General features: G+C 37.9%; 11 protein-coding genes. 2 read left to right on the top strand and 9 right to left on the bottom strand.

The genetic code is table 11. From position 1 onward, the window contains the following. The 7 genes from ACNKXV_RS08330 to ACNKXV_RS08300 form a co-directional block, all read right to left on the bottom strand. A partial coding sequence (locus ACNKXV_RS08330) for a TonB-dependent receptor (RefSeq protein WP_417907250.1) occupies nucleotides 1–1,140 on the bottom strand: 1,140 nt, incomplete at its 3' end. Between the two features lie 41 nt (nucleotides 1,141–1,181). Beyond that, the gene (locus ACNKXV_RS08325; protein ID WP_417907249.1) at nucleotides 1,182–1,499 is read right to left on the bottom strand and encodes a hypothetical protein; all 318 of its coding nucleotides are present in this window, start codon (nucleotides 1,497–1,499) and stop codon (nucleotides 1,182–1,184) included. Nucleotides 1,500–1,504: 5 nt separating this feature from the next. Next, entirely contained in the window at nucleotides 1,505–1,807 is a 303-nt protein-coding gene (locus ACNKXV_RS08320) for a DUF6787 family protein (RefSeq protein ID WP_417907248.1), read from the bottom strand. Nucleotides 1,808–1,836: 29 nt separating this feature from the next. Further along, nucleotides 1,837–2,265, bottom strand: coding sequence for a DUF6146 family protein (locus ACNKXV_RS08315; protein WP_417907247.1), 429 nt, complete (start codon nucleotides 2,263–2,265; stop codon nucleotides 1,837–1,839). Between the two features lie 138 nt (nucleotides 2,266–2,403). Next, entirely contained in the window at nucleotides 2,404–3,366 is a 963-nt protein-coding gene (locus ACNKXV_RS08310; protein WP_417907246.1) for a D-2-hydroxyacid dehydrogenase, read from the bottom strand. A gap of 21 nt (nucleotides 3,367–3,387) precedes the next feature. After that, nucleotides 3,388–4,452, bottom strand: a complete 1,065-nt coding sequence (serC, locus tag ACNKXV_RS08305; RefSeq protein WP_417907245.1) for a 3-phosphoserine/phosphohydroxythreonine transaminase — start codon at nucleotides 4,450–4,452, stop codon at nucleotides 3,388–3,390. Between the two features lie 73 nt (nucleotides 4,453–4,525). After that, nucleotides 4,526–5,584: an acyl-CoA reductase gene (locus tag ACNKXV_RS08300; RefSeq protein WP_417907430.1), complete on the bottom strand. Its 1,059-nt coding sequence runs from the start codon at nucleotides 5,582–5,584 to the stop codon at nucleotides 4,526–4,528. A gap of 141 nt (nucleotides 5,585–5,725) precedes the next feature. Between ACNKXV_RS08300 and ACNKXV_RS08295 the strand changes: the two genes are divergently transcribed. Beyond that, a complete protein-coding gene (locus tag ACNKXV_RS08295; protein WP_417907244.1) occupies nucleotides 5,726–6,079 on the top strand; it encodes a 4Fe-4S dicluster domain-containing protein in 354 nt (117 codons plus the stop codon). 53 nt (nucleotides 6,080–6,132) lie between these two features. Here the strand turns inward: ACNKXV_RS08295 and ACNKXV_RS08290 are convergent, their stop codons facing one another. Continuing rightward, the gene (locus ACNKXV_RS08290) at nucleotides 6,133–7,413 is read right to left on the bottom strand and encodes a carboxypeptidase-like regulatory domain-containing protein (RefSeq protein ID WP_417907243.1); all 1,281 of its coding nucleotides are present in this window, start codon (nucleotides 7,411–7,413) and stop codon (nucleotides 6,133–6,135) included. 194 nt (nucleotides 7,414–7,607) lie between these two features. Between ACNKXV_RS08290 and ACNKXV_RS08285 the strand changes: the two genes are divergently transcribed. Then, nucleotides 7,608–8,804 (top strand): hypothetical protein, encoded by a 1,197-nt coding sequence (locus tag ACNKXV_RS08285; protein WP_417907242.1) that lies wholly within the window; start codon nucleotides 7,608–7,610, stop codon nucleotides 8,802–8,804. Nucleotides 8,805–8,901: 97 nt separating this feature from the next. Here the strand turns inward: ACNKXV_RS08285 and ACNKXV_RS08280 are convergent, their stop codons facing one another. Beyond that, complete coding sequence (locus tag ACNKXV_RS08280; RefSeq protein WP_417907241.1) at nucleotides 8,902–13,023, bottom strand: M4 family metallopeptidase; 4,122 nt, start codon at nucleotides 13,021–13,023, stop codon at nucleotides 8,902–8,904. Between the last annotated feature and the right edge of the window lie 76 nt (nucleotides 13,024–13,099).

Raw genomic sequence — 13,099 nt, 5'->3', positions numbered from 1 at the left:
CTCATCTTCAGAGTGATGATGCTCTTCAAATTCCATCCGGTTATTGAACTGATAACCGATTTTAAAATTTAAACTGGATTGATTAAAATAAAATTTATTATCAAGACTTAATATATGATTGTCTATATGTTGATAGGGTAATAAGGGATCTTTTGAGGTAGACTGGAAATCCTGATCCTCCGGAATACCAATTTCACTTCGGTTGAAATTATATCGTAAATCGGCTTTATAGATCCCATCCTGGAAACCTATTCCTGTTTTAATATCCTTTTCATTAAAACGGGTATTGCTAACGCGATAATTGGCTCCAGTCTCATAATCACTATGCGCGGAATAACTTCCGCGAACAAGGAATTTAAATTTATCACCAGAAATTTTTCCCATTAGGCTGCTTTGCCATCCAAGCGTATTAGAGAAATAATCCGTTTCCAGTTCAGCATTAGTATTGCCCGGAGCAGCGTATTTTTCCGGGTTAAGATAAAGGACACCACCAATGGCATCGCTCCCATATAATAAAGAGGCCGGCCCTTTGATAACTTCGATACTACCAATTCCCTTTGAGTTAACGCCAATTCCATGCTCATCTCCATATTGCTGATTTTCCAGCCGAACTCCCTGAGTATATACCAGCACCCTGTTCGAGCTAAGCCCCCTAATCACAGGTTTGCCAATTCCAACTCCTGTAGTAAGGCTTTCCACACCGGCAATCTGGGTAATACCATCGGCTAGATTTATAGCTCCGGCTTTATCCATTTCTGAAATGTTCTTTCTTTCAACCTTCATCACATTCTCGCTTTGTAATTGATGAAAAGGGGTTGAGACGATCACTTCTTCCATTTCGATGGCTGAAGGAAATAAAGTGAGATTTAAATTATCTGAAGGAATAGTGACTTCAAGAGTATTAGAAGAGTATCCAATAGAGGAAACAACCAGTTTAAACGTCCCTTTCGGTAAATTTTTAATTAGAAATTCGCCGTTATCACCTGTAACGGCACCTTTTTCTAAAGCAGGAAAATAAACACTGGCACTAAATACTGATTCTCCGGTATTGACATCGGTTATCTTACCGGACAAATCGTTTTGACTATATAAGGTAATATTTGCTGTCGTAAAAAACAGCAATAACAATAAATTACGCATTGATCGATTTTTAAAGATTATAAGAATTCGGCTAAATAAATTCAGGCGAATTCAGGAGGACCGCGAAGCTCAAAATGAAGCGGTTCATAATCGTTTAAAAAATCGTAAAAATCGAAGTATAATTTTTTTCCTGTTTCATTAATAACAGGATCAAATTCAGGCAAGGAAATAGTTAAAGCACTGTTTTTTTGAAACTTGTGAAGTTCACAGTCAACAGACTTTTCATGATAATGATGTTCGGCATAATTATCACAAAGCTTATGAGAATGCAAGGTAAAAACGTGGGAAAAACTAATAAGGGCAGGAAGTACTATTAAAAAAGCACCAAAGACCAGAAGTAGATTCCGCAGTTTAATCATAGCAATTATTTGAAGACTTTAGAAAAACCAAACCTGCTAAGCATCTTTTTCTCAAATGCCCAGAAAAATTCAAATTGGCCAAAAATCCAGCCGAAAGTAACCAGGAGTACCTGGTAAATAGGAAAAATTAGAAAAATTCTTGCTGCCCAATAAATACTCCAGTGGCTTGTATCCTGAGTGATACCAAAAAACTCGCAAACCGGACTGGCTAATTTAGCAGCCGAAGAACCGGTAATGGCAAATACCAGGAATATTACAAATAATTGCCAGTTATTGTCAATACCCCAACGTGCTTTCAATTTCTTCATGCTGCAAATATACAGATTTGCGTTAAGAATCAAATGCGGGTAGGGATACTAAAATTTTGATTATAGTGCCTGCTAATGTATACGAAGTAGTTATAAAGTAGATAATTTACTTCATAACCATAATCCACACTCTGGTCGTAATTTATCTCATTTACATAGAGATTGGGATCGTATCTCATTGGTTGCTGTACCCTTGAGTTGTACTCGGTAACCAGATATTTATTTTTATTTTCCAGGTAACTTAAGGAATGATAACCTCGTGGTCTCGCATATGAATTTATAAATAAATTAAATCCGGGTTCAATGATTATGATCTCATATTCAAGGCTGTCATTAGCTATTCTAACCGTATCATTGGCAGCGCTTTGATCCTTCCCAGACGGTAAATTTCTATTACCTGTTGTACCACAGCTGTAAACAAATAAGCTTAACAGAGCTATGTAAACTAAATTCTTCATTGTACAATTTTTTATATAAGCCTCAAAAATTATTCCCTGGTTAAAATTTGAGTAAGTTTTATTTATAAAAGAGGTGGAACAAAACCGATAGAATATTAAAACGGCAACCACTTGCAGGCGGTTACCGCTCTATAAATATTATGCTTTCTCCGGTTTTAATAGGGAAATTACTTGCTGCGCAAGTTCCTCCCCAATTCTGTCCTGAGCTTCCAAAGTAGCAGCACCAATATGCGGACTAAGAGAAATGCTTTCGTTCATTAATAATTTAATGGCAGGAGTAGGTTCATTCTCAAAGGTGTCCAAAGCGGCGAAAGCTACTTTTTTATTCTCAATAGCCTCCAACAGAGCTTCCTCGTCTATTACACCTCCACGGGCTGTATTAATTATCCCTACACCATCTTTCATTTTCCTGAACTCTTCCTTGCCAATTACAGGTTTGCTTTGCGTTGGTACATGCAAACTAATAAAGTCTGAATGTTCTATTAGCAGATCTACAGGTTCTGTTTTAATTGGGATCTTTACCGTTTGATCATTATAGAATTCAAGGGTGATTTCTGCTTCCCCTATGTTATTATCACTGGCGATCACCTTCATACCCACACCAAGAGCAATTTTTGCCACTTCTCGACCTATTCTTCCAAATCCAATTATTCCAAGAGTTTTTCCTCTTAATTCTGTCCCACCGGAATAAGCCTTTTTTAATGCTTTGAATCTTGAATCTCCTTCCAGAGGCATATTTCTGTTAGAATCGTATAACTTTCTAACTCCACCAAATAAATGCGCGAAAACAAGCTCAGCAACAGAACAGGAAGAGGCAGAAGGAGTATTAATTACAGAAACACCTTTACTACGGGCATATTCCATATCTATATTGTCCATTCCAACACCGGCACGGCCAATAACCTTAAGATGAATACAATTATCGATAATTTCTTTTCTAACTGTAGTGGCACTTCTAACCAGAATTACGCTTATGCCATTTTGGTTTAAAAAATCTTTTAATTGATCCTGAGCTACTTTTTTAATGATAACCTCAAAACCTGCTTTTTTAAGCATTTCTGCTCCACTTTGTGAAATACCATCGTTAGCTAATACTTTCATTTTACTGTCCTAATTTTAAAATTATATTCGTTCTTCCAGATCTTTCATTAGATCCACTACCACCTGAACACTCTCCAGAGGTAACGCATTGTACATGGAAGCTCTGTAACCGCCAACACTGCGATGACCATTTAAGCCATTAACACCGGAATCTTTCCAAAGTTTATCAAAAGTTTCTTTGTGAGATTCATCAACCAGATTAAAGGTCGCGTTCATGGCCGATCTGTCTTCCTTAGCTGCGAAACCTTTAAATAAAGGGTTTCTGTCTATTTCAGCATAAAGCAGATCTGCCTTCTCCTGATTCCTTTTTTCCATTGCTGCAAGCCCGCCATTGGATTTAATCCATCTTAGAGTTAGCATAGATACATACACCGCATAAACCGCCGGGGTGTTGAACATACTTTCCTTATCCAGATGAGTTTTATAATTCATCATAGATGGGATCTCTCTGGAAACTTTTCCTAAAATATCTTCCTTTATCACAACCAGGGTAGTTCCAGCAGGTCCCATGTTTTTTTGAGCGCCTGCATAAATAAGGTCAAATTTTGAAAAATCCATTTCCCGTGAGAAAATATCACTACTCATATCACAGATCAAAGGTCTGGAAGTAGGAGGGAATTCCTTCATTTGAGTTCCAAAAATAGTATTGTTACTGGTGCAATGGAAATAATCCACATCTTCTGGAATCGAATAAGACTTGGGAATATAATTGAAGTTCTTGTCTTTGGAAGATGCTACTTCTACAACTTCTCCAAAAAGTTTAGCCTCTTTTATGGCTTTAGAAGACCAGGTTCCGGTATTTAAATAAGCGGCTTTTTTGTTTAACAGGTTATAAGCCACCATTAAAAACTGGGTGCTGGCGCCACCTTGTAAAAATAAGGCCTTATATCCCTTATTTTTTAAGCCTAATAAATCCAGGGCCAGGGATTGAGCTTCATCCATTACAGATACAAAATCTGCGCTACGATGTGATATTTCAAGGATTGAAAGTCCGGAGTTATTAAAATCCAATATGGCTTGAGAAGCTTCCTGAAAAACTTCCTGAGGTAGGATACATGGACCTGCACTAAAATTATGTTTTTTCATAGGTGAAAGGTGGTTAACAGTTTAACAAATATGTCGATTTTTGCCGCCAAATGTTGTTAGGGAAATTATAAGATTAAATTTCCAGAAGGAACTTTATGGTATCTACATCATCTGCATAATCCCATAATTGAGGTTGCTGGGTTTTACCAAAATTTACTTCTCCATTCGCAGGATTCTTTTTTACGATACATTGGATCTTTTCCCGATTTTCTGAAAGGATCTTATCCAGATCTGTTGCATCCTTATAGGTCTCGTAAAATAAAGTGCCGATAGGAGAACCAAAACTCTCATCTTCCTTTAGCATTAGAAAGCCATTATCAAGCAATTTGAATTCACTCATTAAATAAACTGCCTTATTATAGTCATAATTATTGGCGTATTTATCCTGATTTATAATGGGATTCCATTTGTACATCGCTTTAAAAAACGAGTCGAAATCGTAACCTTCAGGAACATACAGTTTGGATACATTTCGGCAGCCAAGCCCGTAGTATCTGAATACATCATCACTTAAAGCTTCCAGCTCCTCTTTAGTCTCATTACCGGTAAGTATGGCTACCGAGTTACGATTCTTTCGAATAATGCTGATTTTATCCTTAAAATAGTATTCAAAATATCTTGCAGTATTATTACTCCCTGTAGCGATTACAGCATCAAAATTTTCCAGTTTTTCTTTAGTAAACTCAATTCTGGTCTCATACCTTTCATCAAGATGCATGAGGTAGGCTGCAATCACAGGCAGTAATTGCTGATCCTGGCTTGATAGTTTTGCGAGAACTTTATTCCCACTAATTATAACCGAAAGGAAATCATGGAAACCTACCATAGGAATATTGCCGGCCATTACAATTCCTACCGTTTTACCTCCAGAGTTCGAAAAATTGTATTTATCCAGCCAAATTTGAATATTCTCGGGTGTTAGCGCTTTACTCCATTGCTGCAAGGAGAATACAATATTTTCTCTATTGAACCAGCCGTTATAATGAATGGAAGCATCTATCTTTTGCTCCATTTCCTGAAAGAATTTTTCACTTCCGGGAATATCAGGGTTTAACAAGGAATTGGTAAGCTGAAACTGCCCTAAGAATTTTCCAAGATTTACAAGATGTGACTTGTGGTCATCAATTGTCATGATCATATTTGGTTATGAGTGTGCCCTATGTTAAATTTGTGCAGCGAAATTAAAGTTTCCACAGCTTAAAACCATAAATTTTCCAAAAAGCTACCGGTCTTTTTTCGTTCAGTTTTTAAATTTACAAATAAAAGAAGAGCTATGGCAATTGTTATAACCGATGAATGCATAAACTGCGGGGCTTGTGAGCCGGAATGTCCTAATACCGCAATTTATGAAGGTGCAGATGACTGGAGGTATGCAGATGGAACCGATCTTGAAGGTGATGTTGTTTTACCCGGAGGGAAAGAGGCTAATGCAAATGAAGCTCAGGAACCTCTAAGTGATGAGATCTATTATATAGTTCCCGATAAGTGTACCGAATGTAAAGGATTTCATGAAGAACCTCAATGCGCGGCAGTATGCCCTGTAGATTGTTGTGTTCCTGATGATGAACATGTAGAGTCTGATGAAAAGTTGTTGGAGAAACAGCGATTTATGCATCATGATGCGTAACAGCAGATCGCAATAAAATTAAAAAGACCCGGTTAATTGCCGGGTCTTTTTTTTTAATTGTTATCTATATTCCTTTTGATCTTGTCTATCGCATTTTGAATGGATTTTTCCGGTTCAATGATATTATTACTTCCCCAGAATTCGGAATCATAAAACCCGGAGACATCATCTACCATCACAATATTTGGTCTTATAAAATCAGTGTTTTTACGGTAATCGTTCCCGGCATATTCCTGCCAGTCTGTTACCACCATTTCACTATTGATCTTATATTTTGAATTAAAGATCTTTCTTTTCCAGTTTACCACATAGTCCATCTGAGCTTTCCCGTATGCATAATGCCATTTCCCGTTATTCTGAGCATAGTCTACTTCATACTTTAATTCGGTTGGATAAACTTTTGCCCCGTTCGGTTTTTTCTTTACGAACATTTGAGCTGCAGCTTCCCTGTCGTCCACATTTAAGCTATAGGCCGCTTTTACAAGGGTGGAAGTTTCAGCATCTATAAATAGCTTTCCAAAATACCAGGGATCAGATTCATCAACTTCCTTGAAATTAACCACGTAAGTGTATCTGTCATTTATCTTTGTAGGTTCATCAAAAGTGAATTTGTAGCTATCCAGCATTTCCGGTCTAAGAACATATTCGGTATATTTCATCATATCCAAATACAGAGTATTAAAAGGTCCTCCTCGTAGTTTTAGAGCGATAGTATCCAGTTTATCGTAATTGGTACTTTTCCTTGCTTTATAAAGAGAAACCAGATCCTTTTTGGAATTGTTATAGGAAGATTTGTAGATTTTTACCACAGCTTCAGAAAGACTTACATTGCTCCAGCCTTTTTTAATGGTTTCACGGTAAAAAGAAGTCATTAAACTTTCATCAGATAAATAATTTTCATCCTTCTTATCTAACATTTCTTTTACCAGTAAACTGGGATTGGTGGCTTTGTAGAGGCTAATTTCACTAAGTTCTTCCACAACTTCTGAAAGTTCTATCCTTGTTTTTTCAGATTTAAAAAAATCTATAGGGAGAGTTTTACTTTGAAATCCAAGCACGGAAACCGTTACCCGGGCATTAGTAAGATCTTCCGGGATTTTCAGGGAAAATTCACCATCACTGTTGGTAATAGTGGAGATGTTGCTATCCTGCACGGCGAGATAGGCAGATGATATAGGTTTGCCGTTTCGTTCATTAACAACCTCACCTTTAAATTCCACATACTTTATATCAGCCGGCTGAAAGGCCATGGCCTGAAGTGACAGGAATAATAAACCTGCCAATGAGAGAAGGAATTTTGAAATGTTTTTCCTTCTTATTATTGATATTTCCATGATAAAATTATTTAAGATTTAACTAAACTTATACAAATTACTGAATTTCAGGATTAAAATGATGTGAATCAGTTATTAATTGAACCGGATGTCCATAAAGTTTTTATTTAAAGGGTATGGAAGGTGACTTTTTAAAAGTTGGTATAAAATATGTTGCATCGTCCCAACGTTAAATCCGCTGAAATAATCATTTTATGAAAAAAATACTTTTTAGTTTATTGATATGTTTTTCACTATCAACAGATTTTTATGCTCAGATCTATGCTGAAACTCAGGAGAATACTGTGACCGAAGAGGTGTTAAAGGAATTAAACCGTGAACGTAGTTTGTTGAGTCAGAATCTCGAGTTCAGGATTAAAGAAATCGACTCGAAGATCAATAACCTGGATGAGAGTATCAAAAACACCAATTCAGCTTCAGAAAAGGTAGAAAAATTACTGGAGCGTGTTAAGTTTTTGGAACAAAGGCAGGAAGAAATTGATAAGAATACCATTAGCGTTTATAAATACAATTACAGTTCGGCTGTATTGAATCTTGCCTCTATGGAGCGAGAGATTAAGCCTTTAAACCTATTTAATACTTCCCGGGAATTTTACACTACTCTGGATGCAGTTGGAAATCCCATGAACTATGAAGGTTACCAGGAGTGGTTTGGGAAGTTCAAAGAATATGTGGAAGAAGAAAAGAAGGATGATGCGCGCCTTGAAGCTTTAAATCACATGTTACAGGTTACCGGCGATCTTGCCAAAGGAACTCCTTTCACCGGGATGTTCGCCGGGAGTTTATTCGATGGTATTAGTCAGTTTATAAACTCATTAAACCGTAGGGATAAAAAACTGAAGGAGCAGAGTGTAAAAATGCTGAAATTAACTTCAAGTATCTCTCAGTTTACCCATGATAAAGATCTAATCGAAACAGAGTGGGAGGGCATCAATAAGAATCTCAACGAACTTAAAGAACTTCAAAGTACGGCTATGGAGGAAAATCTGGTGGAAATTCTGGGAATTTCAAAGAATGAATTTGCTCAAAAATTCACCAATGAAACCGATGCTAAAAAAAGGACGCAGTATATTCTGGATATCTCCAAAATAGCGGAAAACAAAATTGTAGAAGAAAAAAAGACAAACCCTGAAAACTGGAAGCAGGAATATCATGATCAAATGCTAAGCGTTCAGAATTTAAAAATTAGATTCGGAATGTTAACATTTAGAATACTTGAAAACCTCAACAAGTATGAGAAACTGATCGCTAAATACGAGAATGATCCTTTTTTACAGGCTAAGATGAAGAACTTAAAATTAAAGCTCGATCTGGTGCGAAATAGTTTTGAAACAACTTTTAATCCCCAGGAATACATTAAGGCTTCTAATGAAATGTATATCGTAGAGTAATCTAAACTTAAAAGAGACACATACTCATTTCGAATACCATCATAAAATAAGAAAGCCGGGACATTGTACCGGCTTTCATTTTAAATATTGAAGCTAATTACTTCTTCATGAATTGTTTGTTCAATACATCTCCGCTACCGGTATATACTTTTAAAATATACATACCCTGTATCAATCGGGAAATATCAACTTTAACTTTGGATAAAGATTGCCCGAAATTCTGACGGTTCATCTTTTGACCATTCATGTTATAGATCTCGATAGTGTTGATCGTATCATCCTCAATTTCAACATTGATCGTATTTACAGCCGGGTTTGGATATAGGTCGAAACTTTTAGTTTCTCTATCCTCACTCGTAGTAACTGTTTTAGATCCTTTTGACTGATTTCTCTGAGACATTTGTGCTCCCTGAAGTACATTTACTTCACTAAAATCGGCTAAAGTAGAAGTGTTGTTTGATCCGGATGCAGCAGCAATACCAACATAAATTGTAGAACCAAAATTGATTCTTGTTGAAGCTACTTCTGTCCAGTTGTCTCCTGAAGTACCAACATATGATGTAATGGTATTCCCGGTTCTAACGATTTTCAAGTAAGCCGGAACACCGGTTGTCTGTGCCTTAGAACGGCTCATCTTACCTCCACTAGACTTTCTAAACTGCAATTCTGCTTCAGCACCTTTAAAGTTAGGATTAGCAATAATCGTAGTTGCAGCAAAAGCAGCTCCTTTATCAAGGCTCTCGCGAATTACTACAGAAGCGTTTCCGTAAAGTCCGCCATTTTCAAAGCTGTTCAGTTTGGCAATAACTTCAGCATCACCAGAAACTTCCTGATAAGTAAAGTAAAAAGCATCAGCTTTATCGTTAAATCCTTTACCAGATCCATTCATTTCAAAATGTCCATCCAGATAGCAAATTTCTCCCGGTACCTGATAGTTTCCAACATCTGCCGTTTGCCATGGAGATGGAGCCGCCGTACAATAAGCGAAATCCTGAACTATGGAAATACTACCAGATCCAGAGAAAGTCCCGGTATAAGCTCTAAAGCCATCAGTAGAATTAACATCAGTAAGATTACCGTTTAACTGGAAATTACCTTCACGATCGTCAGCATCATCAATATTCATGCTGTTCACTTTTAACGGAATAAGCTCTGTAGTAGAATCGAATGCCGCAAGTTCATCTTCAGTAAAGTAAATTGTCAGGTCATAAGTAGCTTCGGTATTCTCTGTAGTAATACTGAAAGATTTAGATGGTCTTGCAGTAGAAATATTAGGGAATACTTTAAAGCTGCTTCCTGCGCTGGTCACTTTCATAGTCACACAACCAAGGTCTGTAGATGCATTTTCAATTTTTGCAATTAAAGCCTTATCTGTATTACTCAGGAAATAAATTGCATTACCTGTTTGCACGGTAGCAGTAGCCTGCTCATCCTGTTCGGTTTCGATACCTGCTGGAATAGCAGTTACTTTTACATTGTCTATCGCAAAGCTAAACTGAGTACCGGCATTAGTGTCGTTATACCACTTCCATCCAAGGAAGAATGCTTTCCCGTCAAGTTCACTGATCTCTGCAGTAAAAGTTCCGCTTGAAGTATTTACACCTAGGGGACCACTACCTACAAATTTTTGAACCGGCACATAGTTCGCTCCATCAAGGGAGTAAACAAATTCTCCGTAATCGAAGATCACTGCAGGATCAACTGCATCTGTTTCACCTCCGGCTTCCCAGTCAAAACTTACAGTAACATTACTTGCTGCTGAAGCATTTAAAAGAGCTGATCTTAAAATGGTATTAGAAGGAGAGTTTTGATCGTAGAAAGGAATATCTGTAATCCCATCGCTAACATATGCACGTCCCGCAGCACTTATATCTCCGTTTGTTTTCCATACGTTATTTCCTTCAGCAAGATCAATAGTAGACCATCCGGTTGGAAGTCCGTCTACTTCAAAAGATTCAGTCATTAGATCGAAAGCTTCAGATCCTGTGCGAGGAGCAAAATCATTATCAGAGATCGCATATTCCTGTTTGTGGAAGGTTCCGTTATAAACATAAGAAAGAACAATAGTCTCATTATCTTCGATCACAGCATCGTCATATACTGTAATGTCGATAGTCTTAGTTTCTGAACCGGTAAAGCTGATGCTTTTTGAAGAAACAGAAAAATCTGAACCTTCTGTAGCGGTGCTTCCTGAAGTACTTAAGTTAATAGTAGCAGTAGACTGAATGTCAACTCCTGTAAGAACTACAGAGTAGGTGTTGAAGTCTTCACAACCATTTACATCATTATCCTCACCAAAAATCTGGATATTGCTATCGCTGAAAGTAATCGTGTTAGGTTCTCCCGCATTGAATTTTGGACCTATGTCCACTGCATACCATGAATTTGTGGTTTGCTCTTCTTCAAAAGATCCAATACCAAACAATGTTTGTGCTACCAGAATTGAAGCTTCGCGCATTTCGGCAAATTTCGCATTTGGAGATAGCATAGTTTCAGCTATATAAGCGATTTGAGCAGCTTTTTCAAAATCAATACCTTTTACTTCATAAGTATTACCGGCATCGGTTACCTTATCATCTGCAGAAGCTTTATTAAATCCTGGAGACATAGCTTGTCCACTTCCGCTAACCAGGAAATAATACCATTTGTTCAATACACCTGAGTTGGTATGAACTCCACACTGGTCATTAGCAAGGGTTGGAGTACCACAGTCAGGGTTTTTCCAGTTCTCACCACCGTAAGAATCCGGATCACCGGCAGCTTTTGGATCATCCATCCAACGTAAAGCACGCGCACCGGCATCACCAGGCTGTAAACCACCGTCTCTTTCATCTATCTGTTCTCCAATTCCCCATGGGTCATAATTCAAAGAATTGTCAATTTGAGTTAACACATAGTGTTCAACGGTTGCTGCCCAGATATCAGAGAAACCTTCATTCATTGCTCCGGACTCTCTTGCATATACAAGGTCTGCCGTAAATTCACATATTCCATGACCAATTTCATGAGCACATACATCCATAGAAGTAAGTGGTGCAAATGAACCGTCAGGATTTGTTCCGCCCTGGTAACTACCATCTCCATAAGTCATGGCAGATCCATTCCAGAACGCATTATCATAGGCATCTCCATAATGCACATAGTTGAACACTTTGGTTCCTTTATTATCGTAACTAAGACGATTGTGTACATTTTTCCAGTAATCAAGAACTACTTCAGCTCCCCAGTGAGCATCAAGAGCAACATCGTCGTTGTTCTTTTCGTTTGCTACTGGGTAAGGGTTGGTAGTCGAGAAGTTATCTTTTCTGTGTTCTGAAGCATTCCAGATATTATCTGCAGTCTCAGGATTTAGAATATCACCATCCCCGTCGTAAATAGATTCAGCAAGGGTGGTAAGTGCCGGAATATTTAAAGGAAGACCTCCAAAACCTTCATAAGAGAAAGTCTCATTCTCGATTCCGCTTGGAGTAATTCCTTTAAGAGCATACAAACCATTGCTGTCCTGAGAAGTGTCAAAATTTCTTCTACCCGCATAACGTGTATCACCAACTCCGTTCAAAAAAGGAACATTAACTGCTTTCTTTTTTGGAGCAGTTGCCTCTTTTTTAATATCCTCCTTGGTATGACCGTTCGCATGTTTAATGATGGCATCATTCAAAAGGATCTTTCCACTATTGGCATCTACATAAATATCTGCACGGGAAATAGGTTCCGCAGCATAGATATTGAATTTATACGCCACAGATGGATCAACTTCCGGAGTGGAATAATCATCAACAATCACTAATTCACCCGCTGGGTAATAAGCGTTGTAAGCAGCCTCAAGTTCCGGGCTGGATCCAAGACTTTGGATGTATTCCCATGCGTACTGACTCGCTCCAACAAAGTTCAGGGCTTTTTGCAAAGCACCTTCTTCACTAAGCGTAATCGTAGTAGGGAAGGAGTCTCCAAGGTTGTAATATTCTGAAGTGAAAGCTGTGATCACTCCGTTCTTGGAAACCGATTTAAAAACCCCATGCTCTACTTTAATACCCTTGGTGTACTGCTGAAATTTGTCAATTTGCAATCCATGAGAATTTAAAGAAGATTCGAGTACGAAGGTCGTTTCCTGACCTGTACCCATTAAGGCTGAAAGAAAAGCTGGTGCTTCACCTAAAGTAACCTGGCCTTTAGCGGGGTTTAAATGAATTACCGAAGGTGTACCCCTTTCGGAATTCATAGTGAAGCTTTTGACCCTGGGGTCATTCTCCAGATTGGAAGAAATTTCCTCCTGTGGAGTTTGGGAAAAACCAATA

It is taken from the genome of Christiangramia aquimixticola, from assembly GCF_048285835.1.
Lineage (GTDB): Bacteria > Bacteroidota > Bacteroidia > Flavobacteriales > Flavobacteriaceae > Christiangramia > Christiangramia aquimixticola.
Note: the sequence above shows the minus strand (reverse complement) of the source record. Positions and strands in the feature narration are given on the sequence as shown.

Coding starts and splice junctions, on each gene's coding strand:
- ACNKXV_RS08285 (WP_417907242.1), top strand. CDS start 7,608: ATGAAAAAAATACTTTTTAGTTTATTGATATGTTTTTCACTATCAACA.
- ACNKXV_RS08325 (WP_417907249.1), bottom strand. CDS start 1,499: ATGATTAAACTGCGGAATCTACTTCTGGTCTTTGGTGCTTTTTTAATA.
- ACNKXV_RS08315 (WP_417907247.1), bottom strand. CDS start 2,265: ATGAAGAATTTAGTTTACATAGCTCTGTTAAGCTTATTTGTTTACAGC.
- ACNKXV_RS08290 (WP_417907243.1), bottom strand. CDS start 7,413: ATGGAAATATCAATAATAAGAAGGAAAAACATTTCAAAATTCCTTCTC.
- ACNKXV_RS08280 (WP_417907241.1), bottom strand. CDS start 13,023: ATGAATTCCGAAAGGGGTACACCTTCGGTAATTCATTTAAACCCCGCT.
- ACNKXV_RS08295 (WP_417907244.1), top strand. CDS start 5,726: ATGGCAATTGTTATAACCGATGAATGCATAAACTGCGGGGCTTGTGAG.
- serC (WP_417907245.1), bottom strand. CDS start 4,452: ATGAAAAAACATAATTTTAGTGCAGGTCCATGTATCCTACCTCAGGAA.
- ACNKXV_RS08320 (WP_417907248.1), bottom strand. CDS start 1,807: ATGAAGAAATTGAAAGCACGTTGGGGTATTGACAATAACTGGCAATTA.
- ACNKXV_RS08300 (WP_417907430.1), bottom strand. CDS start 5,584: ATGACAATTGATGACCACAAGTCACATCTTGTAAATCTTGGAAAATTC.
- ACNKXV_RS08310 (WP_417907246.1), bottom strand. CDS start 3,366: ATGAAAGTATTAGCTAACGATGGTATTTCACAAAGTGGAGCAGAAATG.